We start from the raw sequence: 20637 nt of genomic DNA, 5'->3' as shown, positions 1-20637 counted from the left end.
GGGCGGGCGGCAACAGGTTATCCGATAGGTGCCTCTGCAGGCGGGCTTTCCCCTGCGGTAACGGGGGGCTAGAGCGAGGGGATGTGGACGCTGCCCAACCTGCTGACCTTGTCGCGAATCGTCGCGGTGCCGCTGCTGGCGGCGTTGTTGTGGTGGCCGGGCTGGGCGGACGGGTATCTCGCCGGATTCATCCTGTACTGCCTGATGGGCATCACCGATTATTTCGACGGCTATCTGGCGCGGGCGCAGGGGGCAGTGTCGAAGCTCGGCGTGTTCCTCGATCCGATCGCCGACAAGATCATGGTTGCCGCCGTGATCCTGCTGCTGGTCGGCACGCGCGACAGTCAGCCGGCGCTGATACCGGGCATCCACCAGATTGCGGCCCTGGTGATCCTGCTACGCGAGATCGCGGTGTCGGGCTTGCGCGAATTCCTGGCGCAGCTCTCCGTGTCGGTGCCGGTTTCGAAACTCGCCAAGTGGAAGACCACGCTGCAACTGGTATCGCTGGGCGGGCTCATTCTGGCGGGCGGCCTGCCGGCCTATCCGGTGCTGCACGATATCTCGCTGGCCGCCTTGTGGGGGGCAGCGATCCTCACGCTCATCACCGGCTGGGATTATCTCCGCGTCGGTGTGAAGCATATGGATTGATCGCCTGAGATGGCGATCGAGATGCTGTATTTCGCGTGGGTGCGCGAAGGCGTGGGCGTGGGGCAGGAGAGCGTCGATCCGCCGGTCGACGTTACGACGGTGGCCGAGCTGATCGACTGGCTGAGCGGGACGAGCGCAGGGCACGCGCAGGCATTTGCCGATCGCGGGCGGTTACGCGCGGCGGTGGATCAGGTGTTCGTGCCGATCGATGCGCCGCTGGGCAATGCGCGCGAGGTGGCGATCTTTCCGCCGGTGACGGGCGGATGATCCGCATCCTGGTCAGCGGCGATGTCATCGATCTGGCGGCGGAACTGGCGGCGGTCGAGGCAGATGGTGCGGGGGCGATCGCGACGTTCGCCGGGCTGGTGCGCGCGGATGACGGCGTGGGGACGCTGGAACTGGAACATTATCCCGGCGCGACCGAGGCGGCGTTATCGGTGTTGGCAGAACAGGCGCAGGCGCGCTGGGCACTCCTGTCCGCGACGATCGTCCATCGCGTAGGCGCGATGCGACCGGGTGATCGGATCGTGTTCGTCGGGGTGTCTGCGCCGCACCGTTCGGCGGCGCTGGAGGCGTGCGGGTTTCTGATCGACCGGCTGAAGACCGATGCGCCGTTCTGGAAGCGCGAAACGCGTGGAGGTAAGCCCCGTTGGGTGGAACCGCGCGTCAGCGACGATGCGGCGGCAGCGCGCTGGCACAATAACTAAAAAAGCCCCTCCCCTTTAGGGGAGGGGTTGGGGTGGGGCAGTCCCGTCTCGAAGAGAGCAGCGCCAGTATCTGCGGCACGGCCCCACCCCAAACCCCTCCCCTAAAGGGGAGGGGCTTTTAGATAAGCAGATCAGTTCAGCTTCGGCAAAACCACACCGTTCACCACATGCACCACGCCATTCGACTGACGCACGTCCGGGATTTCGATATAGCTCTTGTTGCCGTTGACGTCGGTCAACGACACCGCCTGACCTTCCTTCGCGGCGGTCAGCGGTTCGCCTTCCACGGTGGTCAGCACCACCTTGCCGCCACCGGCATCGATCTTGGCGATCAGGTCGGCCGCGGTGATCTTGCCGGGTACTACGTGATAGGTCAGCACCTTCACCAAGGTAGCCTTGTTCTCGGGCTTCAACAGCGTGTCCACCGTGCCGGGGGCGAGGCGGGCGAATGCGTCATTGGTCGGCGCGAAGACGGTGAACGGGCCGGGGCCGGACAGAGTTTCGGCCAGCCCGGCGGCCTTCACGGCGGCGACCAGGGTGGTCAGGTTCGGTGCGGTCGATGCGTTGGCGACGATCGTCTTGGCGGCATCCATGGCGGCACCGCCGACGGCGGGGTTCGGCGCGGCAGGGGCGGGCGCGGCGGCGGCTGGCGCGGCCTGAGCCGGTGCTGCGGGTGCCGCGGTCTGGGCCGAGGCGGCGGTGATCGACAGTGCGCCGACCAGTGCGACCAGCGGGAATTTGGCGATGAAAGTCATGTTTCTCTCCGGATTGATACGCTGCGTCCCGGGGGACACGCACCGGAAGATACGTTCCAAATCGCGAATGGTTTCCTCAGTGCGCCTCGGCCAGGACACGGGCGAGCAGGTGGAAATCCTTTTCGCGCGGCGATGCGCGCCGCCACACCAGGGCGATCTGGCGCGAGGGATTGTCGGCCTCCAGCGGCCGCGCGGCGAGGCCGGTATGCATCAGGATGCCGGCTTTCAGCGCCATTTCCGGCAACATCGTCACCCCCAGGCCATTATCGACCATCTGCACGATCGTGTGCAGCGACGTGCCCATCATCGTCGCCTCGGCACGCAGTTCGGGCCGGTTGCAGGCCGCCAGCGCATGGTCCTTCAGGCAATGCCCGTCCTCCAGCAGCAGCAGCCGCGTCTCGTCGATATCCGCCGCCCGCATCGACAAGGTATGTGCGCCAAGCTCCGCCTCCGGCCCGGCGATGAACAGGCGATCCTCGAACAAAAATTCGCTCGAAACTTCCCCGCACGCGTACGGCAAAGCCAGCAGCACGCAGTCGGTGCGCCCGTTGTGCAGCCCCTCGCATGCCGGGCCGCTCGGCTCTTCGCGCAGGAACAGCTTCAGATCGGGATAATCGGTGCGCAGCCGGGGCAGGATACGCGGCAGCATGAACGGCGCGATCGTCGGGATCACGCTCATCCGCATCTCGCCCGATAGCGGACGGCCGGCGGCGCGGGCGAGATCGCCCAATTCCTCTGCCTCGCGTAGCACCCGGCGCGCCTTGTCGGCGATGCGTTCGCCCAGCGGCGTGAAGCGCACCACGCGGCGCGTGCGCTCGACCAGCACCACGCCGATCAGCGTTTCCAGCTCGCGAATGCCCGCCGACAGCGTCGATTGCGTGACGAAGCACGCCTCCGCCGCCCTGCCGAAATGGCCGTGATCCCGGAGCGTCACGAGATATTGCAGCTGCTTCAGGGTCGGCAGATAGGTCGCCATCATCGCTCCACTCGATCAGGGATCCGCCAAATAACCCGTTGGATCGATCAAAAGCCAGTCTATACACATCCCGCAACGATGACGGCGCGACTCAAGCGCCGCGCACGAGGATGGACTGCGAAGGCCGACTTTTTAAAAGGAAGGCCCCTCACATGCTTACCATCGGCGATACGCTCCCCGACTTCACCGTTCCCGTCCAGCAGGGCATCAACGCGCTTCCGGCCGGCGAAACGCTGAGCCAGGATTCCTTCCCCGGCAAGTGGAAGGTGCTGTTCTACTGGCCGAAGGATTTCACGTTCGTCTGCCCGACCGAGATCGTGGGTTACGCCAACCTGAAGGAAGATTTCGCGGATCGCGACGCTGTGCTGATCGGCGCATCGACCGATACCGCACATGTCCACCTCGCCTGGCGCAAGTCCGATGCCGATCTGGCGGCGGCGGATTTCCCGTGGTTGGCGGATAATGGCGGAAAGCTGGCCTCGGCGCTCGGCATTCTCGACAAGAACGAGCATGTCGCGTTCCGCGCGACCTTCATCATCGATCCGGACAACGTCATCCAGGCCGTGCAGGTCAACGGACTGAACGTCGGCCGCAATCCGGCCGAGACGCTGCGCGTGCTCGACGCGTTGCAGACCGACGAGCTGTGCCCGTGCAACTGGAACAAGGGCGACGACGTCCTGCAACTGGCCGCGTAATCTTCACCGGGTCGGGGTCTCCACCCCGGCTCACATCCCGTCACCCCGGCGCAGGCCGGGGCCGCTGCGTTTCGGGCACCGGGCGTGCCTTACACCCAGCGGCCCCGGCCTGCGCCGGGGTGACGCGCTTTGGGACTAGAAAATCATGTCGCTCAAGGAATTCGCCGGGACGCTCCCGGATTTCGCCAAGGATATCCGCCTCAACGTCGGGTCGCTGCTCAACGAGGCGCACCTGCCGGACCAGCAGAAATACGGCCTGTTGCTGACCTGCGCACACGGATCGGGCTACAAGCCATTGGTCGATGCGGCGGAAGCGGAATGCATGCCGAAGCTGACGCCCGAAGCGGCAAATGCGGCCCGCTCTGCGGCCGCGGTCATGGCGATGAACAACGTCTATTATCGCTTCACGCACCTTGCCGGTAACGACGAATACCAGCGGATGCCGGCCAAGCTGCGCATGAACGTGATCGGCCAGCCCGGCATCGACAAGGCCGATTTCGAACTGTTCAGCCTGGCGGTGTCGGCGATGAACGGCTGCGGCATGTGCATCGACAGCCATGAGCAGATTTTGAAGAAAGCCGGTGTAACGGCGGAGGCGATCCAGACGTCGGTACGCATCGGCGCGGTGATGAAGGCCGTGGCGACGGTGCATGCTGCGTTGAATTGAAGCCACCGCCGACGAGGCCGTCATCCTGACGAAGGTCAGGATCCATCGTGCCTAATAGCCGATCACCACTGAGGCGAAATGGATCCTGACCTTCGTCAGGATGACGGTGAAGGTGCTATGGCGCACAGCCCCTTACTTCGACAGCGCCACGTAAAGATTGAAGATGCTGGTTAGCGTCAGGATCGTGCCGACCAGGAACATCAATGTCTTGGCCGGCACGCGCCGCGCGAGCAGCGCACCGAACGGGGCCGCGATCACGCCGCCGATCAGCAGGCCGACCGTCGCCATTGTGAACGCCGCCAGCCCCAATTGCGTGATGAACGTGGCGGAGATCGTCGCGGTCAGGAAGAATTCGGCCGTGTTGACGGTGCCTACCGTCATGCGCGGCGATGCACCCTGGACCAGCAGGTTGCTCGTCACCACCGGCCCCCAGCCGCCGCCGCCGGCCGCATCGAGGAATCCGCCGACCAGACCAAGCGGTTCGACGATCTTCGGCTCCTTCTCACGCGGAGGATAGCGCAGCGCGCGGAACAGCAGGTACAGGCCGATGCACGCCAGATAGGCGAGGATGAACGGTTTGGCGGTGGCGGCATTGATGTTCGACAGCACGTACGCACCCAGCACCCCACCGATCACGCCGGGAATCATCAGCCGGAAGAACAGTTTCCAGTTCACGTTGCGATGCAGAGCGTGGCTGATGCCGGACACCGCCGTGGTGAACGTCTCCACCGTATGCACGCCAGCCGATGCGGCGGCCGGGGGCACGCCAAGGAACAGCAGCAGCGAATTGGAGATCACGCCGAACGCCATACCCAGCGCCCCGTCGACCATCTGCGCGGCGAAGCCCACGGCGATGAACGGCAGCAGGGCTTCGAGCGTCGCGACCGACAGATAAGACTCCAAGACGATTCCTAGTTTGACGGCGCGATCCAGTCGAAATCGCGCAACGCCGGATATCCTACAAGGAAGATAGGGTTTGGCGCCAGAAACTTACGATGGGGCGGTGCTTTAATTTGGTGTCCGGAACGATTAGATAGCGCGTCAGAAAACTAGGGGACTGACGATGATACAGCGGCTGTTCGCTTATCTCGATTCGATCAAGGTGCGCGATCCCGCGCCGCGCTCGCGCTGGGAAATCCTCACCTATCCGGGTGTTTGGGCGCTCGGCTATCATCGCATCGCGCATCGCCTGTTCAAGGCGCGGTTGTTCTTCCTTGCCCGTCTGGTCAACCATTGGTCGCGCATGTTCACCGCGATCGACATCCATCCGGGCGCGACGATCGGGCGCGATTTCTTCATCGATCACGGCTTTGTCGTAATCGGCGAGACGGCAGAGATCGGAGATAACGTCACGATCTATCAATGCGTTACGCTGGGAGGGACGAGCCCCGACAATGGCGTCGCGGGCAAACGCCACCCGACGCTGGCGGATGGGGTGATCATCGGATCGGGCGCTCAGGTGCTCGGGCCGATCCTGGTCGGCAAGGGTGCGCGAGTCGGCGCGAACGCGGTCGTCACCAAAGAGGTGCCGGAGGGCGCGGTGATGGTCGGCATCCCGGCGCGTGCGACGATGGTCGAGGGCGGGCAGAAGGCACCCGGCTTCCTCGCCTATGGTACGCCGTGTAGCGACATGTTCGATCCGCAGACCCAGAAGGTGGAATTGCTCCGCTGCGAACTGGAGACGATGCGCAAGCGGCTCGATGCTCTCCTCGCCGAGAATGAGGATCTGCGCGATCGTGCCTGATCGGATTGTCGCCGCCTGATGGGTGTCGTCACGCCTTTTCCGGTGCCGCCACGCGGGGGCGTGATCCAGATCGGGTTCGACCGCGCCGAGCTGACCCGCATCCTTGACCTTTACGGCCGGATGGTCGCGGCGGGGCATTGGAAGGATTATGCGATGGATTTGGGCCGCGAGGCCGCGATCTTCTCCGCCTTCCGCCGCGCGACCGAGCGGCCGGAGTTCCGTATCGAGAAACGCCCGGCGCTGCGTAACCGGCAGGGGATGTGGGCGCTGATCGCCGAAAACGGCGCGGTGCTGAAGCGCGGGCACGATCTGGCGCCGGTGCTGGCCCCGGTAGAGCGGCGGCTGATGAAGCTGGTGGCGGAGTGAACCCCGCCCGCCGCTGACCATCCCAACATCGTCACCCCAGCGCAGGCTGGGGTATCTATGGGGCGGACGATGCGCCCGCCCCAAGAAGATCCCAGCCTACGCTGGGATGACGCGCTCATTACGCGCTCGCCGGCACCATCTGTCCCACCGGCGGCAGGCGATCGGCCACGCCACCCAGCGTGCCGACCACCAGCTTGCGCATCGGGTGCCAGAAGGCGGAGAGGGTGAGCAGCGCCGAGCCGATGATCAGCGCCGTGAACGCCCAGGCCAGTTCGACCGCACCGGCCGTTTCGAACAGCGAGGACAGCGCGTACAGCACATAGACGAGGCTGGAGACGAGCAGCGCGCGCCGGTCGACCGCCAGGGCGACGAACCCGAACACGAGGTAGAGTGCGATGACGATCATCGCCATGCCAATGCCGATCGCCCCGTCGAACACGCCGAGGATGTTGAACAAGGCGTGCGCGATCATCGGGGCGGCGGCGAGATGCAGCCAGAAGGCGACGTCGGACCGGCGCGTGCGGCGTTCGCGGTCGCTCATATCCCAACGCATGGCGAAGGCGAACATGGCGATGCCCGATGCCAGCACCAGCCAGTAGAGGCCGTCCTTGGCGGCGGGGATGAAGCCGACGACCAGAGCCATCACCACGGCGACCACCGCGACCGCGCCGGCGGCCACGGTGATCGGCACCATGAAGCGGCGCCAGTGCAGCACGGCCGCGCCGGCCGTGATCGCGGCGATGACCGCGCCGATCACACCGACGACCGGTTCGGGATGGTTGGCGGCGTGATCGCGCACGAAGGCCTGCAGCGCATCGCCATTGGCGACGACCAGACCGAACAACGCACCCGCGACTCCGCCGATGAAGCCGATCAACAACAGGATCGAGGGCAGGGCCATGCGCCGCTGCCGGGTGAAATATTCGGCCAGCCCCCAGCTTGCCGCCGCCACCGCGACACCGCCGAGCGCCTCGTGCACCGAACGCCCGAGCCAACCGACCCCGAGCAATACGGCGAAGGCGGCGATCGAAACGAAGATGTCGTTGAAGCCGGTCAGCAACCGGAAGCTTTCCTCATCGACCGCGGGGGCGGAGCGCCCGGCGGCGATGTGGTTGCGCAGCGCCGCCGCGGCCTGCGCGCTGATCGCCCCGGCCGTGACCGCCCCGTCGATATCGCTTTCGCTATACATTGGTGGATCCTCCTGTCTGTATGCGGGAGGATATCATTAGTGTATTGGTGAAGCAATACAGCAATTCGGGCAGGGTGGGGGAGGACTCTTCTAAAGCCCCTCCCCTTTAGGGGAGGGGTTGGGGTGGGGCGTCTCAATCTCGAAGAGACCAGCGCCAGAATATGCGGCACGGCCCCACCCCAACCCCTCCCCTGAAGGGGAGGGGCTAAGTAAGGAAATCAGCGCAGCATCAGTTTCGCCTCGTGGCGCAACAGCAGCCGTGCCTTGAACGCCTTGTACTGACGGCGCAGGAACATGCCGATCAGGCCGAAGCCCAGGATCATCATGCCCCAGGTGGCCGGTTCCGGCACGGCGACGGCGAAGACCTGGCTCTGGCGCTGGTTGTTGCCGAACAGATAGTTGAGCTGATAATTGCTCAGGAACTGCCACGATCCGCTGGTGACGTTGCCGAGATACTGGTTGGCGAGCGACTGGCTGGCGGCGAGATTGACGTAGCTTCCGCTGCTCTGGAAATTGCCGACGCGGAAATCTCCGCCGGTCACGTTGAACGGGCTGGTTGCCGTTTCATAGACGATTTCCCACACCGCCATCTGGGTCGCGGCGGAAACGATGACCTTCTGATTGCCGGTCGCGTTGGCCAGCTCGGTGGCGGAATGCGACAGCAGCGCGCCGAGTTGCTGGCGGCGCGAAGCGTCCGGGACGATCGTCGATCCGGTCACGTAGGTGTACGAGCCCGTCGACATCGAGGTGTAGAGATCGATGCAATAGCTGAAGATATCGACCGGCATGTTGTACGACGTCGTGCCGACCAGTTCGAACTGGCCGATGCCGGTATTGTCCAGCGCGAGATAATTAGGCGACGACGGCGTGTAGCGACGAACGTCGCCGACGACCAAACCAGGCGACCAGTTCCAGCTCGTCACGTTGATCGACTGCGCGTTGCCTGCGCTCGACACCAGAGCGGCGGCAAAGGTTGCGGCCGCGATCATCAGCTTCTTCATGATTACTCCCCTTACACACACGTGCAACGCCCCCGCGCGCACGCCAGAATTAGGAGAATATTAACCTCATTACGGCGCAGTATCAATCATCCTTTTGTGCCGAATTGGCACAGTCGCGACGATTCTTTAGATCTCGATTACTAACCGATGACAGTCGCGTCCCCGACCTGCGCCGGGGACGCGAAGAAACCGTCAGTATCAGCCCGCCTGCAGCTTGCTCAGGATGCTGATCGATTGTTCAGAACCCGATTGCGGGGTCAGTTCGCCGGTGCGGTCGGTGATTTCGGCCCAATGCGCCGCGATGCCTTCGGGCGAAAGATCGTCCCCGGTCAGCAACTTACCCTGCGTCAGCGTGACATAGGCGGCCTGGAACACGCCGGCACCCGCGCCGATGATCATGTTGGTCGGCGCATCCTCGGACACGAGATAGAGCGCGGCCGGCGCGACCTTCTCGGGCGCGAAGGCGGCGAACGCTTCGGCCGGAAACAGGTCCTCGGTCATGCGCGTGCCCGCGGTCGGGGCGATCGTGTTGACCTTGATGTTGTTCTTCGCGCCCTCGATCGCCAGCGTCTTGGTCAGGCCGGCCAGGCCGAGCTTGGCCGCGCCGTAATTGGCCTGGCCGAAATTGCCGTACAGGCCGGTGGAGGATGCGGTCATCAACAGGCGGCCGTAATTCTGCGCGCGCATCGTGTCCCATACCGCCTTCGAGACGTTGGCCGATCCGTTCAGGTGCACATCGATGACGAAGCGGAAATCGGCCGGCTCCATCTTGGCGAAGCTTTTGTCGCGCAGCACGCCGGCATTGTTGATGACGATATGCACGCCCCCCCAGGCTTCCTTGGCTTTGGCCACCATTTCGACCATCTGTTCGTATTCGGTGACGCTGCCGCCGTTGGACATCGCGGTCCCGCCGACCGCCTGGATTTCCTCGACGACCTTGAGGGCGGCGTCGGAATGACCGGTGCCGTCGCGCGATCCGCCGAGATCGTTGACGACGACCTTAGCGCCGCGCTTGGCGAGTTCGAGGGCATAAGCTCGGCCGAGGCCGCCGCCGGCACCGGTTACGATGGCGACTTTGTCGTCGAAGCGGATAGACATAGAAAAGCGCTCCCAAAATGGTGAGCGCTTCCTAGGCTATCGGTCGCTGGTGGCAAGGGGTGGACGAAGACGCCCACCCCGCCTGTGAGTGCTGGCTTACTTGCCGCCTCGCTCGATGCACTGGTCGGTCTGGCCCTTCTTGCACACCGGATATTTTGCCAGTGGCGCGGGCGCGGGATAGGCCTGATCGGGCGTCGGCGCCTGCTGATAGACGATCCGCGCGCCGGGCGGCACGACGAGCTGAGTGTTGGCCGGGCCATAGCCGCCGGTCGGCGTTGCTGCGGTGGCCGCTTCCGAGGCGGCGGCATCCGGCGCGGTCTGGGCGACTGCGGGGGCGGCCATCGTCAGGGCGGCGAGGATCAGAATTTTCATCTAAATGTCTCCTGCGGACGGGTCGCGTCTCGGCGACTCCGTTCCACCCAACGCACGTTGGGCGTCATGGCTCCATCGTTGCGCAGGCGATCCGAATTTTTTAGCGTGCGAAATGAAACGGCCGGCACCTTCTGGACGCCGGCCGATCGGGCTTACTTGCGGCCCTTACGCTCGCGGCACGAATCGGTCACCGTCTTCGAGCAATAGGGATATTGCGTAGTGGATGCGGCCGGTGCGGGCGCGGCCATCGGAGCAGGCGCTGCTGCTGGCGGCGGCGGTGCGTCTGCCGCAGGCGGTGATGCCGGTGCGTCGGCCGGTGGCGGCGGGGGCGCATCGGCCGGTGGCGCGGGCATCGCTGCATCGGGGGCCGGCGGCGGCGGCGGCGTGGTCTGCGCGAATGCCGGCATCGCGATCAGGGCGGCAGCGGCCATCAGAATCGTCTTCATCGGAAGTCTCCTCGAGTGTGTACCGGCTGCCCAACGCACGCGAGCGCGGATCGTTTCGCTGGCGCGGGGATTCCTTGTCCGCCCGCTTAGGCTCTTCCCCGGCCTTCGCCGGGGAAGTGGTGAGGAAATGCCGAAGCTACTCCTACGCCCCGGTATCCAGTGCATAACCCGCCGAACGCACCGTGCGGATGATGTCCGGCCGATCCTCGCCGTTGATCGCCTTGCGCAGGCGGCGAATATGGACGTCCACCGTGCGCGCCTCGATGTCGCTGTCATGGCCCCACACTGCGTCGAGGAGGCGTTCGCGGCTGAACACCCAGCCGGGATGTTCGAGGAAATGTTTGAGCAACCGGAACTCGGTCGGCCCGAGCGGGATGAACTCGCCGCCGCGGCGCACTTTGTGGCCGACCGTGTCCATCTCGAGATCGGCATAAGTGAGCTGTTCGCCGGCCAGCGCCGGACGCACGCGGCGCAGCACCGCGCCTACGCGGGCGACGAGTTCGCGCGGGGAGAAGGGCTTGGTGACGTAATCGTCCGCGCCGGTTTCCAGCCCGCGCACCCGGTCCTCCTCCTCGCCGCGTGCCGTGAGCATGATGATCGGCACGTTCTGCGTCTCGGGGCTGCGGCGCAGGCGACGGCAGACCTCGATGCCGGACAGCCCCTCGACCATCCAGTCGAGCAGCACGATATCGGGGACGCGTTCGCGCGCGAGCAGCAACGCCTCCTCGCCGTCTGGCGTATGCGCGATTTCGAAATCCTCGCGCTTGAAATGATAGACGAGCAGTTCCGCGAGTGCGGCGTCGTCTTCGACCAGCAACATCTTGGCGCGTGCCATCGGATTATCCTTCGTTGATCTGGAAAGAACTGCGATCGCGCTCGGCCATGTGGGTGCCGGTCGCTGCATAATAGACCATTTCCGCGACGTTTGTCGCATGATCGCCGACCCGTTCGAGGTTTTTGGCGATGAATAAGACGTGCGCCATCTGGCCGATGGTCTTGGGGTTCTCCATCATATGCGTGACGAGCACCCGGAACAGACTGTTGTAGAAATCGTCGACCTGCCGGTCGCGCTCGCACACGTCGAGCGCGGCGGCGGCATCGCGCGCGGCGAAGGCATCGAGCACGTCGTGCACCATCGCGATGGCGAGATTGGCCATCGCGGGCAGCACCGATAGCGGCTCCATGTCGCCCTGCACGTCGATCAGCGGCACGCGCTTGGCAATGTTCTTGGCGTAATCGCCGATCCGTTCGATCACACCGGCGATCTTCAGTGCGGCGACCACTTCGCGGAGATCGTCGGCCATCGGCGCACGTAGCGCGATGATGCGGATCGCGAGGCTCTCGACCTGCATTTCCAGTGCGTCGATCGCCTTGTCGCCGGCGACGATCGCGGCGGCACCTTCCAGATCGTGGCGACGCAGCGCCTCGACCGCGGCGAGGATCGCCTGTTCGGCCATCCCGCCCATCTGGGCGATCAGCGCGCGCAGATCGCCGATCTCTTCGTCGAACGCCTTTACGGTATGAGTGTTCACGTGCGCGGTCCTTCTCAGCCGTAGCGGCCGGTGATGTAATCCTTGGTGCGTTCGGCCCGTGGATTGGTGAAGATGGTCGACGTCTCGCCATATTCGACGAGGCTTCCGAGATGGAAGAAGGCGGTGCGTTGCGAGACGCGCGCGGCCTGCTGCATGTTGTGCGTGACGATGACGATCGCGTAGCGGCCCTTGAGTTCGTGGATCAGCTCCTCGATCCGCGCCGTCGCGATCGGATCGAGCGCGCTGCAAGGCTCGTCCATCAGGATCACCTCAGGATCGACGGCGATGGCGCGGGCGATGCACAGGCGCTGCTGCTGGCCGCCGGACAGAGCGGTGCCGCTTTCGGTCAGGCGGTCCTTCACCTCCTCCCACAGGCCGGCGCGCTTCAGCGATGTCTCGACGATGCCGGCCAGATCGGTCTTGTTGCCGGCCAGGCCGTGGATGCGTGGGCCGTAGGCGACGTTTTCGAAGATCGACTTTGGAAACGGATTGGGTTTCTGGAACACCATGCCGACGCGCGCGCGCAACTGCACCACGTCCATGTCGGGGGCATAGATGTCCTCGTCGTCGAGGCGGATGTCGCCTGAGACTCGCGCCGAGGGGATCGTGTCGTTCATGCGATTGAGCGTGCGCAGGAAGGTGGATTTGCCGCAGCCCGACGGGCCGATGAAGGCCGTGACGTGATCGCGATCGACCTCGATCGACACGTCGTTGATTGCCTGTTTCGCGCCGTAGAAGACGTTGACGTTACGGGCGGAAATCTTGGTGGTCATGACCAGCGGGTCTCGAACTTGTTGCGGAGGTAGATGGCGAACCCGTTCATCGCGAGCAGGAAGACGAGCAGGACGATGATCGCCGCGCTGGTCTTCTCGACGAAACCGCGATTGACCTGATCGGACCACAGGAAGATCTGCACCGGCAGGACGGTGGCGGGATCGGTGATGCGGTCCGGCGGGGAGACCATGAAGGCGCGCATGCCGATCATCAGCAAAGGCGCGGTTTCGCCGAGCGCGCGTGCCATGCCGATGATCGTGCCGGTGAGAATGCCGGGCAAGGCGAGCGGCAAGACGTGGTGGAACACGACCTGGATCGGGCTCGCCCCCACCGCCAGCGCGGCGTCGCGGATCGAGGGCGGGACGGACTTGATCGCGTTGCGCCCGGCGATGACGATCACCGGCATGGTCATCAGCGCCAGCGTCAGCCCGCCGACCAGTGCCGCCGAGCGGGGCAGGCCAAACGTGCCGAGGAACACCGCGAGGCCCAACAGCCCGAAGATGATCGAGGGCACGGCGGCCAGATTGTTGATCGAGACCTCGATGAGGTCGGTCCAGCGGTTTTTCGGAGCATATTCCTCGAGATAGAGCGCGGAGAGCACACCGATTGGGAAGGCGATCAGCAGCGTCACGATCATCGTGAACAGCGATCCCTTGAGCGCACCCCAGATGCCGACCATCGTCGGATCGGTGGAGTCCGCACCGGTCAGGAAATTGGGGTTGAAACCGGTGGAGATCACCCCCGTTTTCTCCAATCGTGCGACGATCGCCTCGGCCCGCGGCGTGCCTTCCGCCTTGGCGGCGAGATCGATCGCGTCGGAGGCGGGAACCTTGATGATCGCCGCGCCCCGCAGAAGCGTCGGATCGGCCTTCACCGCCGCGCGCACGCGGAGCCAGGCACCGTCGGACAGCAGCTTGAAGCCGTCCTCGCCGAACTGCGCGTTGGCGGCATTGTCCGTCGCGGTTTCGATCCCCGCGGCGGCGAGGGCGAAATCGGCACCCGAATCCTTCAGCCGTGCGGGATCGAGCGTCAGACCGGCGCGCGGGAAATCGATCCGCAGTTTGAGCTGGGTCTGCGAGAATCCGCCCAAGCCGTTGATCAACATGGTGATCAGCAGGAACGCGAGGAAGCCTGCCGACATCACGACGGCGGCCAGGCCGAGGAAGCGAAAGCGACGTTCGGACGCATAGCGCTTGCGGATGCGCTTCTGCATCGCCTGCGTGCGCCAGTCGGTAGGTGCCCGTTCTGCCGCCACGGTGTCAGTCATACGCTTCGCGATACCGTTTCACGACGCCGAGCGCGACGATGTTGAGCAGCAGGGTGACGACGAAGAGCGTGAGGCCGAGCGCGAAGGCGGCGAGCGTCTTGGCGCTATCGAACTCCGCCTCGCCGGTCAGCAGATCGACGATCTGCTTGGTCACGGTGGTGGCGCTGGCGAAGGGGTTGAGCGTCATGGTCGCAACGCCGGACGCAGCCATCACCACGATCATCGTCTCGCCGATCGCGCGGCTGATCGCGAGCAGAACGCCGCCGACCACGCCGGGTAGAGCGGCCGGGAGCAGCACCTTGCGGATCGTCTCCGAACTGGTCGCGCCCATCGCCAGGCTGCCGTCGCGCATCGATGCGGGGACGGCGGCGATCGAATCGTCGGCCATCGAAGACACGAACGGGATGATCATCACGCCCATCACGAGGCCCGCCGCAAGTGCGCTTTCGGAACTGGCCCAGCTGACACCGATCGATACCGCGAAATCGCGCACCGCAGGCGCCACGATCAAGGCGGCGAAATAGCCGTAGACCACGGTCGGCACGCCGGCGAGCATCTCCAGGATCGGCTTCATCCATTTGCGCACGGCGGGTGCGGCATATTGCGTCAGGTAGATCGCGCTCATCAGCCCGAACGGGATCGCGACGATCATCGCGATCACCGCGCCGATGAAGAACGTGCCCCAGAATAACGGCACCGCGCCCAAGGATGCGCCCGGATCCTTTGCGCTGATCACCTGCGGGCTCCAGTGCGTGCCGAACAGGAAATCGGTGATCGGCACCATGCGGAAGAAGCGTGCGCTTTCAAACAGTAACGAGGCGACGATGCCGATCGTCGTGAGGATCGCGATTAGCGACGCCGCGAGCAGCATCAGCATCACCACGCGCTCGATCCGGCTGCGGGCACGGAACCCCGCCTTGACGCGGGTATAGGCCCAGGCCCCGCTGGCGAAGGCGAGCAACAGGGCGACCGCGCTGCCGATCCAGTCGTAGCGCGATTGCGCGACGGCGTAATATGGGGCGAGCGTGCGGCTGAGCGGGTGAAACGCGCCGAAGCCGCGCCCGGCACCCAGATTGCGCGCCTCGGACAGGATCGCCGCGCGCTCGAACCCTTTGGGCGGGAGCTGCTGTGCAGCGGGGGCGGTCAGCACCGCATCGGTGACCAAAGCGGGCGAGGTGAACGACCAGATCGCGATGAACAGAGCGGCGGGCAGCACGGTCCACAGCGCGACATAGGTGCCATGATGCGCGGGCAGCGAACTGAATCGCGTGCCGTTGCTACGCTTAAACGTTGCGGCCCGCGCGCGCGCCGCCAGCCAGCCGATCAGGGTGAGCCCGGCGATCAGGAAGAGGAGGGTGAGGGCGGACATCAGCGCAGCGCCTTGGGGTCGAGCAGTGTTCCGTTCGCCACCACTTCCGCCGCCTGCGCTCGCACGGCGGGCGGCGCGGCGATCAGGCCCTTGGCGGTGAGCGGCCCGCCCGGATTCCACAAACCGGCATAGATTTTCAGGAAATCGGCCAAGCCGGGAATCGCGCTCAGGTGCGCCTTCTTGACGTAGAGATACAGCGGCCGCGATCCGGGATAGGCATTGTCGGCGATCGTCGCATAGGTCGGGAGGGTGCCGTTCAGCGGCACGCCGTTCACATTGTCGCGATTCTCTTCGAGATAGGAATAACCGAAGATGCCGATCGCGTTGGGGTTGGATTGCAGCTTCTGGACGATCAGATTGTCGTTCTCGCCCGCGTCGATATACGCGCCGTCCTCGCGGATGCGGGTGCAGAGCGCGGCATAGCCGTCATGATTCGTATCCTTCATCGCATGGGCGCGGGGCGCGACGGCCTCGCAGCCTTTGTCGAGGATCAGTTCGGTCAGCGCATCGCGCGTGCCGCTGGTCGCGGGCGGGCCGTAGACCTGGATCGGGGTGGCGGGCAGGGCCGGATTCACATCGGCCCAGGTGCGCGCGGTGTTGGGCCGTCCACCGGGCGAGGCGGCGAGTGCCTTGTACAGATCGGCGGGAGTCAGCTGCATCTTCGGCCCGTTCTTCGCCTCGGCAAAGGCGATGCCGTCCAGTCCGATCTGGATCTCGATGATGTCGGTCACGCCGTTCCGGGCGCAGATGGCGTATTCGGACGCCTTTATGCGGCGCGACGCATCGGCGATATCGGGATGGCCGGCACCGACGCCGGCGCAGAACAATTTCATCCCCGGCCCCGTACCGGTCGATTCGATCACCGGCGCCTTGATGCCGGGCGCGGAATTGACGAACTGTTCTGCGGCGATCGTAGTAAAGGGATAGACGGTCGATGATCCGACCGCGGTGATATGATCGCGCGACCCCGCCCCGCCGCCGCTCGCTTGATCCTCGCACGCCGCCAGCGTCAGGCCGGACAGCACGAGCGGGATGAGCATAAGGGGCAACAGCCTCGGCACGAACGAACGTCTCCAGCGAAGGCGACGATCGGCCCGGCGAACCTCGCCTAGCCTGTCGCTCCTGCGCCTGTGTGACAGTTAGATTGCGTTTTTATGACAGCGGCTTCGGGCGCTACCCTTTGACCCCATGCGCGGGCAGCACGATCGACACCGTCGTGCCGGTGCCGACCACGCTGGCGATGTCCAGCCGGCCGCGATGCCGTTCCACGATGTGTTTGACGATCGCAAGGCCCAGGCCGGTGCCGCCGCCGGCGCGGCTACGGCCTGGGTCGACGCGGTAGAAGCGTTCGGTGAGGCGCGGGATGTGTTCGCTGGGGATGCCGTCGCCCTGATCGGCTACGCTCAGACGCACCATGCCGGCATCCTGCCACAGCCGCACCGTGACGGGGGCATCGGCGCGGCCATATTTGATCGCGTTGCCGACGAGGTTGTGGAGCATCTGGCTGAGCTGCACGCGGTCGCCGGTTACCGGCGAGACCCCATCGCCGAGATCCAGCACGATCTGGCCCTTGACGATCTCCGCGCGTACCTCGCCGATCAGGTCGGCGAGATCGACGGCGCGGTCCGGCAGGCGGTATTTCTCCGCTTCGATCCGGCTGAGCGAGATGAGGTCCTCGACCAGCCGCTGCATCCGCCGCGCCTCGTCGTCCATGATCTTCAGGAAGCGCCCACGCAGCGCAGCGTCCTCGCCCGCTTCGTCGCGCAGCGTTTCGATATAGCCGAGGATCGAGGCGAGCGGCGTGCGCAGTTCGTGGCTGGCATTGGCGACGAAATCGACGCGCATGCGCTCGGCGGCGTAATTGCCGGTCTGGTCGATCAGGTGGACGATGCGCTGGCCCGCCGTGCCTAATGCGACGCGCATCTGCCAGCGCTGGTCCAGCGTGCCGAGGCCGACCAGATCGATCGGTTCCGCATTACCCGATTCGATCGGCCCCACCAGCCGCTCGGCCGCCGCCGGGTGACGGATGGCGAGGCGCACGTTCTGCCCGACGATATGCCCGCCGAGCAAGGCGCGGGCCGGGGCGTTGGCCTGCGTCACGCGGCCTTCGGTCACGATCAGGATCGGCTCGACGATCGCCTCCAGCACGTCGCCCAGATCCGGTGGTGCCGGTTCGGTCGTCGCAAGGGGCTGGTCCGGATCGACCGCTATCTCGCTCGTGCCTGCCGCCGTCAGTACCGCCGCGACGCCGCCGATCAGCGTGACCAGGGTCGCCTGTACATCATGCCCGAGCAGGAAAACGGCGATCGCGGCCACGGCGACGATGCCGATCGCGGTAAGCGTGCGTATGCCGAACCCCTGAACCATTATGGCACGCCTTAGCGCAAACGTGCTTAACCGGGATAGGGTCGCTTGCGTGGGCCGGACGATTGTGAAAGGGCTAGTCGCATGAGGCACGACGTTCCTCCTTTGCCTAACGAAGAAACGCCGGCACCCGGTGCGCTGGGGCGTCGTGCGCTGATGCTCGGCGCGGTGGGCGCGTCGGCGATCATCTCGATCCGTCCGGCACTCGCGCAGACCAATGCCTCGGTGATGGCTTGCGAGATTCCGGTGCCGGATGCCGGCCGCGCGGGATCGGCGATCGCGGCCGACGGTTCGGTCGTGCCGCGCGGCACGCCGGGATCGTTCGCCGCCAACGGTCGAGTGTTCAAGGCCGCCGACGTGAAGCGCGCGATGTCCGGCGGGCAATTGCCGGGTACGGATTACGACACCAACCGCGCCTATATTAGCTACATCCGCAAGCTGCAGTCGGGCACCAGCGGCTTCACCTGCTTCGCCTCGCTGCAGATGCCGCGCGGCTGAAGCTTTGGCCGACCTGCTGTTCCGCAGCGTCCGCGTGGAGACGCTGCGCATCGATTGGCTCGACGATTTCACCCTCGTCTATCACCGCGCATCGGGCATCACCCACCTATTGAACGCACCCGCGCCGGAGATCCTGGCGACCTTGGGCGAAGCGGGCATGACGCTGGTGGAACTGGCCGACACTCTGGCGGCCGAATTCGATCTGCCCGATCTGGATGCGGGGGCGCTGGCGGCGCGGCTCGACGAGCTCGTCGCGGCCGGGCTGGTGGTGGCGGCATGAGGCACGCCTTCTCCGTCAAGATCGGCCCGGTCGGGTTTCGCGTCGGTTCGGACTGGCGCGCGCCCGTGGAGCAATTGGCCGATCTCTACACGGGCTATCCGCAACCCGATGACGGCGTTCCCGATTTCACCGTGCGCCTGTTCGCCGCGCGGCCGTGGCGACGCTTCGTGCGGCCGGCGGTGATGATCGGCGGCGATTTCGTGCTGCCCGAGGCCGCGCCTCTGCCGCTTGCGCAGGGGCTGCTCGCCGCGGAAATGGGGATGAACCTGCAGATGGCGCTGGGGCAGCGGCGGTATTTGCTGCTGCATGCTTCGGCGGTCGAGCGGGACGGGCGGGCGTTGCTAATGACCGGCGTGTCGGGCGCGGGCAAATCCACGCTGGCGGCGTTGTTGTCGCTGCGCGGGTGGCGGCTGATGGGCGACGAATTCGCGTTGCTCGATCCGGCGACCGGGCTGATCCACGCCTTTCCGCGCCTCGTCAGCCTTAAGAATGCAGCGATCGGGGTGGTGGAGCGCGCCGCATCGGAGGGCCGGTTCGGGCCGCTGCTGGCGGGTACTCCGAAGGGCGACATCCGCCATCTCGTGCCCGATGCCAAGGCGGTCGCGGCGATGTCTGTGCCGGCCAAGCCGGCGTTGGTCCTGTTCCCCAGTTTCGGGTTCGATCCGGCGCAGCGCGAGATCTCGCATAGCGAGGCGTTCGTGCGGCTGACTCAGGCGTCCACCAACTATGTGTCGCTGGGCGAGCGTGGGTTCACGTCGCTGACCGGGCTGGTGAAAAATACGCCCGCGCTGGCGATCGACTATCCCGACACCGACAGCGCGATCGCTCAGGTCGAGGCGGCGTGGGATGCCCTGGGGCAAGCGTCGTGAGCGACGGTTGGCTCCTCGCGTGCGCCCTGCGCCTGCCCGGCCAGACGCTGGCGCTGGATGCGGCGGGCTGGACCGATCTGCTCGCCATCGCGCGCGCCGAACAGATGATCGGCACGCTGGCGCATCGGCTGAACGGTCTGAAGCTGCCGGGCGCGGTGCAGCGCATCTTGGAGGATGTCCGCGCGTCCGCCGATCAGGGCCGGACCGTGGCGCTGTGGGAGGCGGAGGTCGCACGCCGCGTGCTGACGCCGATTGGCGTGCCGGTCGTGCTGTTGAAAGGCACCGCCTTCGTGGCCGCCGGGCTTAAGGCGGGGCAGGGGCGGTCGATCGGCGATCTCGACATCCTCGTGCCGAAGGATGCGATCGATCGCGTCGAGGCGGCCTTGCTCGCGAGCGGCTGGGAATGGGTGAAGCCGGACCCGTATGACGACGAATATTATCGCCGCTGGATGCACGAACTCCCCCCGCTGATCCATCGCGACCGGGACCGGATGATTGATGTTCATCACACGATCCTGCCGCTGACGGCGCGGATCACGCCCGATGCGGCGGGGTTGCTGGCCGACAGCGTGGAGATCGCGCCGGGCCTGCGCACCCTCTCCGCCAACGACATGCTGGTCCACGCCGCCGCGCATCTGTTCGCCGATGGCGATCTGGCCGGCGGCATGCGCAACCTGTGGGACGTGCATTGTCTGATCGAGGAATACGGCACGACGGGGCTGGCCAAGCGTGCGGCGCATCACGGTCTGCTCAAGGAAACGGCGCGGGCGCTGCGTCTCGCGGCCGCGCTGTATGGCGAGGGTGCCGGAATCGGGCTCGCCGACCGGCTCTACCTGCGCCGTATCACTGCGCGCGACGGCTGGGGCTGGCCGACGCGCGCCTTTACGCGGCAGGGATTCTACATCCGCTCGCACTGGCTGCGCATGCCACCGGCGATGCTCGCGCTGCATCTGTGGACCAAGTGGCGCAAGGGTGGTGCGGGGCCATCCGCTGGATGACATGACCGATCCTTGAACCATG

The 20637-nt window shown here is 65.5% G+C and carries 26 protein-coding genes; 11 read left to right on the top strand and 15 right to left on the bottom strand.

All coding sequences use genetic code 11. The annotated features are described in order from the left end of the window. Positions 1 to 81: 81 nt before the first annotated feature. The 3 genes from pgsA to U1738_RS04450 are packed head-to-tail and all read left to right on the top strand — an operon-like array spanning position 82 to position 1355. The gene (pgsA, locus tag U1738_RS04460; protein WP_332787803.1) at positions 82 to 648 is read left to right on the top strand and encodes a CDP-diacylglycerol--glycerol-3-phosphate 3-phosphatidyltransferase; all 567 of its coding nucleotides are present in this window, start codon (positions 82 to 84) and stop codon (positions 646 to 648) included. A 9-nt stretch (positions 649 to 657) separates the two neighbouring features. Further along, the gene (gene moaD / locus U1738_RS04455) at positions 658 to 915 is read left to right on the top strand and encodes a molybdopterin converting factor subunit 1 (RefSeq protein ID WP_332787802.1); all 258 of its coding nucleotides are present in this window, start codon (positions 658 to 660) and stop codon (positions 913 to 915) included. After that, entirely contained in the window at positions 912 to 1355 is a 444-nt protein-coding gene (locus U1738_RS04450) for a molybdenum cofactor biosynthesis protein MoaE (RefSeq protein ID WP_332787801.1), read from the top strand. The genes moaD and U1738_RS04450 overlap by 4 nt, the downstream gene beginning before the upstream one ends. A 131-nt stretch (positions 1356 to 1486) precedes the next feature. On the opposite strand, the gene U1738_RS04445 is transcribed toward U1738_RS04450, so the two are convergent. After that, positions 1487 to 2110 carry a fasciclin domain-containing protein gene (locus tag U1738_RS04445; RefSeq protein ID WP_332787800.1) on the bottom strand — a complete coding sequence of 208 codons (624 nt, stop codon included), beginning with the start codon at positions 2108 to 2110 and terminating at the stop codon, positions 1487 to 1489. A gap of 76 nt (positions 2111 to 2186) precedes the next feature. Next, positions 2187 to 3086: a hydrogen peroxide-inducible genes activator gene (locus U1738_RS04440; RefSeq protein ID WP_332787799.1), complete on the bottom strand. Its 900-nt coding sequence runs from the start codon at positions 3084 to 3086 to the stop codon at positions 2187 to 2189. 152 nt (positions 3087 to 3238) lie between these two features. Between U1738_RS04440 and U1738_RS04435 the strand changes: the two genes are divergently transcribed. Beyond that, entirely contained in the window at positions 3239 to 3781 is a 543-nt protein-coding gene (locus U1738_RS04435; RefSeq protein ID WP_332787798.1) for a peroxiredoxin, read from the top strand. Between the two features lie 145 nt (positions 3782 to 3926). Continuing rightward, positions 3927 to 4448: an alkylhydroperoxidase, AhpD family gene (ahpD, locus tag U1738_RS04430; protein ID WP_332787797.1), complete on the top strand. Its 522-nt coding sequence runs from the start codon at positions 3927 to 3929 to the stop codon at positions 4446 to 4448. A 132-nt stretch (positions 4449 to 4580) separates the two neighbouring features. Here the strand turns inward: ahpD and U1738_RS04425 are convergent, their stop codons facing one another. Further along, positions 4581 to 5351, bottom strand: coding sequence for a sulfite exporter TauE/SafE family protein (locus tag U1738_RS04425; protein ID WP_443026969.1), 771 nt, complete (start codon positions 5349 to 5351; stop codon positions 4581 to 4583). A 160-nt stretch (positions 5352 to 5511) separates the two neighbouring features. Here U1738_RS04425 and epsC point away from each other — a divergent pair, with 160 nt between their 5' ends. Then, a complete protein-coding gene (gene epsC, locus U1738_RS04420) occupies positions 5512 to 6192 on the top strand; it encodes a serine O-acetyltransferase EpsC (RefSeq protein ID WP_332787796.1) in 681 nt (226 codons plus the stop codon). 18 nt (positions 6193 to 6210) lie between these two features. Further along, positions 6211 to 6558, top strand: coding sequence for a DUF2794 domain-containing protein (locus tag U1738_RS04415; protein ID WP_332787795.1), 348 nt, complete (start codon positions 6211 to 6213; stop codon positions 6556 to 6558). 118 nt (positions 6559 to 6676) lie between these two features. On the opposite strand, the gene U1738_RS04410 is transcribed toward U1738_RS04415, so the two are convergent. The 12 genes from U1738_RS04410 to U1738_RS04355 form a co-directional block, all read right to left on the bottom strand. Then, positions 6677 to 7747, bottom strand: coding sequence for a hypothetical protein (locus U1738_RS04410; protein WP_332787794.1), 1071 nt, complete (start codon positions 7745 to 7747; stop codon positions 6677 to 6679). A 218-nt stretch (positions 7748 to 7965) separates the two neighbouring features. Then, a complete protein-coding gene (locus tag U1738_RS04405) occupies positions 7966 to 8748 on the bottom strand; it encodes a PEPxxWA-CTERM sorting domain-containing protein (RefSeq protein WP_332787793.1) in 783 nt (260 codons plus the stop codon). Positions 8749 to 8946: 198 nt separating this feature from the next. After that, positions 8947 to 9846 (bottom strand): SDR family NAD(P)-dependent oxidoreductase, encoded by a 900-nt coding sequence (locus tag U1738_RS04400; RefSeq protein ID WP_332787792.1) that lies wholly within the window; start codon positions 9844 to 9846, stop codon positions 8947 to 8949. Between the two features lie 96 nt (positions 9847 to 9942). Further along, positions 9943 to 10218: a hypothetical protein gene (locus U1738_RS04395; protein ID WP_332787791.1), complete on the bottom strand. Its 276-nt coding sequence runs from the start codon at positions 10216 to 10218 to the stop codon at positions 9943 to 9945. A 152-nt stretch (positions 10219 to 10370) separates the two neighbouring features. Next, on the bottom strand, positions 10371 to 10664 hold the full coding sequence (locus U1738_RS04390; RefSeq protein ID WP_332787790.1) for a hypothetical protein: 294 nt from the start codon (positions 10662 to 10664) through the stop codon (positions 10371 to 10373). A gap of 142 nt (positions 10665 to 10806) precedes the next feature. Next, positions 10807 to 11499 carry a phosphate regulon transcriptional regulator PhoB gene (gene phoB / locus U1738_RS04385; protein WP_055777837.1) on the bottom strand — a complete coding sequence of 231 codons (693 nt, stop codon included), beginning with the start codon at positions 11497 to 11499 and terminating at the stop codon, positions 10807 to 10809. Positions 11500 to 11503: 4 nt separating this feature from the next. Then, positions 11504 to 12196 (bottom strand): phosphate signaling complex protein PhoU, encoded by a 693-nt coding sequence (gene phoU, locus U1738_RS04380; RefSeq protein ID WP_332787789.1) that lies wholly within the window; start codon positions 12194 to 12196, stop codon positions 11504 to 11506. A gap of 14 nt (positions 12197 to 12210) precedes the next feature. Further along, complete coding sequence (gene pstB, locus U1738_RS04375) at positions 12211 to 12969, bottom strand: phosphate ABC transporter ATP-binding protein PstB (protein ID WP_332787788.1); 759 nt, start codon at positions 12967 to 12969, stop codon at positions 12211 to 12213. After that, a complete protein-coding gene (gene pstA, locus U1738_RS04370; protein WP_332787787.1) occupies positions 12966 to 14237 on the bottom strand; it encodes a phosphate ABC transporter permease PstA in 1272 nt (423 codons plus the stop codon). Before pstA ends, pstB begins: the two co-directional genes overlap by 4 nt. Continuing rightward, a complete protein-coding gene (gene pstC, locus U1738_RS04365; protein WP_332787786.1) occupies positions 14230 to 15606 on the bottom strand; it encodes a phosphate ABC transporter permease subunit PstC in 1377 nt (458 codons plus the stop codon). The genes pstA and pstC overlap by 8 nt, the downstream gene beginning before the upstream one ends. Beyond that, on the bottom strand, positions 15606 to 16646 hold the full coding sequence (locus tag U1738_RS04360) for a substrate-binding domain-containing protein (protein ID WP_332787785.1): 1041 nt from the start codon (positions 16644 to 16646) through the stop codon (positions 15606 to 15608). Before U1738_RS04360 ends, pstC begins: the two co-directional genes overlap by 1 nt. Before the next feature lie 133 nt (positions 16647 to 16779). Further along, complete coding sequence (locus tag U1738_RS04355; protein ID WP_332787784.1) at positions 16780 to 17973, bottom strand: ATP-binding protein; 1194 nt, start codon at positions 17971 to 17973, stop codon at positions 16780 to 16782. An 81-nt stretch (positions 17974 to 18054) separates the two neighbouring features. Here U1738_RS04355 and U1738_RS04350 point away from each other — a divergent pair, with 81 nt between their 5' ends. From U1738_RS04350 to U1738_RS04335, 4 genes are read left to right on the top strand one after another with little or no spacing between them, the layout of a single operon-like run. Further along, the gene (locus U1738_RS04350) at positions 18055 to 18468 is read left to right on the top strand and encodes a hypothetical protein (RefSeq protein WP_332787783.1); all 414 of its coding nucleotides are present in this window, start codon (positions 18055 to 18057) and stop codon (positions 18466 to 18468) included. Positions 18469 to 18472: 4 nt separating this feature from the next. After that, positions 18473 to 18748, top strand: coding sequence for an HPr-rel-A system PqqD family peptide chaperone (locus U1738_RS04345; RefSeq protein WP_332787782.1), 276 nt, complete (start codon positions 18473 to 18475; stop codon positions 18746 to 18748). Beyond that, positions 18745 to 19617: an HprK-related kinase A gene (locus tag U1738_RS04340; RefSeq protein ID WP_332787781.1), complete on the top strand. Its 873-nt coding sequence runs from the start codon at positions 18745 to 18747 to the stop codon at positions 19615 to 19617. The genes U1738_RS04345 and U1738_RS04340 overlap by 4 nt, the downstream gene beginning before the upstream one ends. Continuing rightward, a complete protein-coding gene (locus tag U1738_RS04335; RefSeq protein ID WP_332787780.1) occupies positions 19614 to 20615 on the top strand; it encodes a nucleotidyltransferase domain-containing protein in 1002 nt (333 codons plus the stop codon). Before U1738_RS04340 ends, U1738_RS04335 begins: the two co-directional genes overlap by 4 nt. Positions 20616 to 20637: the final 22 nt, after the last annotated feature.

Source organism: Parasphingomonas caseinilytica (assembly GCF_036663755.1).
Lineage (GTDB): Bacteria > Pseudomonadota > Alphaproteobacteria > Sphingomonadales > Sphingomonadaceae > Sphingomonas.
This window is presented reverse-complemented; position numbering and strand designations above follow the sequence as displayed.

Excerpts from the sequence above, each read along its gene's own strand:
- pgsA (WP_332787803.1), top strand. The coding sequence starts at position 82 with ATGTGGACGCTGCCCAACCTGCTGACCTTGTCGCGAATCGTCGCGGTG.
- moaD (WP_332787802.1), top strand. The coding sequence starts at position 658 with ATGGCGATCGAGATGCTGTATTTCGCGTGGGTGCGCGAAGGCGTGGGC.
- U1738_RS04450 (WP_332787801.1), top strand. The coding sequence starts at position 912 with ATGATCCGCATCCTGGTCAGCGGCGATGTCATCGATCTGGCGGCGGAA.
- U1738_RS04445 (WP_332787800.1), bottom strand. The coding sequence starts at position 2,110 with ATGACTTTCATCGCCAAATTCCCGCTGGTCGCACTGGTCGGCGCACTG.
- U1738_RS04440 (WP_332787799.1), bottom strand. The coding sequence starts at position 3,086 with ATGGCGACCTATCTGCCGACCCTGAAGCAGCTGCAATATCTCGTGACG.
- U1738_RS04435 (WP_332787798.1), top strand. The coding sequence starts at position 3,239 with ATGCTTACCATCGGCGATACGCTCCCCGACTTCACCGTTCCCGTCCAG.
- ahpD (WP_332787797.1), top strand. The coding sequence starts at position 3,927 with ATGTCGCTCAAGGAATTCGCCGGGACGCTCCCGGATTTCGCCAAGGAT.
- epsC (WP_332787796.1), top strand. The coding sequence starts at position 5,512 with ATGATACAGCGGCTGTTCGCTTATCTCGATTCGATCAAGGTGCGCGAT.
- U1738_RS04415 (WP_332787795.1), top strand. The coding sequence starts at position 6,211 with ATGGGTGTCGTCACGCCTTTTCCGGTGCCGCCACGCGGGGGCGTGATC.
- U1738_RS04410 (WP_332787794.1), bottom strand. The coding sequence starts at position 7,747 with ATGTATAGCGAAAGCGATATCGACGGGGCGGTCACGGCCGGGGCGATC.
- U1738_RS04405 (WP_332787793.1), bottom strand. The coding sequence starts at position 8,748 with ATGAAGAAGCTGATGATCGCGGCCGCAACCTTTGCCGCCGCTCTGGTG.
- U1738_RS04400 (WP_332787792.1), bottom strand. The coding sequence starts at position 9,846 with ATGTCTATCCGCTTCGACGACAAAGTCGCCATCGTAACCGGTGCCGGC.
- U1738_RS04395 (WP_332787791.1), bottom strand. The coding sequence starts at position 10,218 with ATGAAAATTCTGATCCTCGCCGCCCTGACGATGGCCGCCCCCGCAGTC.
- U1738_RS04390 (WP_332787790.1), bottom strand. The coding sequence starts at position 10,664 with ATGAAGACGATTCTGATGGCCGCTGCCGCCCTGATCGCGATGCCGGCA.
- phoB (WP_055777837.1), bottom strand. The coding sequence starts at position 11,499 with ATGGCACGCGCCAAGATGTTGCTGGTCGAAGACGACGCCGCACTCGCG.
- pstB (WP_332787788.1), bottom strand. The coding sequence starts at position 12,969 with ATGACCACCAAGATTTCCGCCCGTAACGTCAACGTCTTCTACGGCGCG.
- pstA (WP_332787787.1), bottom strand. The coding sequence starts at position 14,237 with ATGACTGACACCGTGGCGGCAGAACGGGCACCTACCGACTGGCGCACG.
- pstC (WP_332787786.1), bottom strand. The coding sequence starts at position 15,606 with ATGTCCGCCCTCACCCTCCTCTTCCTGATCGCCGGGCTCACCCTGATC.
- U1738_RS04360 (WP_332787785.1), bottom strand. The coding sequence starts at position 16,646 with ATGCTCATCCCGCTCGTGCTGTCCGGCCTGACGCTGGCGGCGTGCGAG.
- U1738_RS04355 (WP_332787784.1), bottom strand. The coding sequence starts at position 17,973 with ATGGTTCAGGGGTTCGGCATACGCACGCTTACCGCGATCGGCATCGTC.
- U1738_RS04350 (WP_332787783.1), top strand. The coding sequence starts at position 18,055 with ATGAGGCACGACGTTCCTCCTTTGCCTAACGAAGAAACGCCGGCACCC.
- U1738_RS04340 (WP_332787781.1), top strand. The coding sequence starts at position 18,745 with ATGAGGCACGCCTTCTCCGTCAAGATCGGCCCGGTCGGGTTTCGCGTC.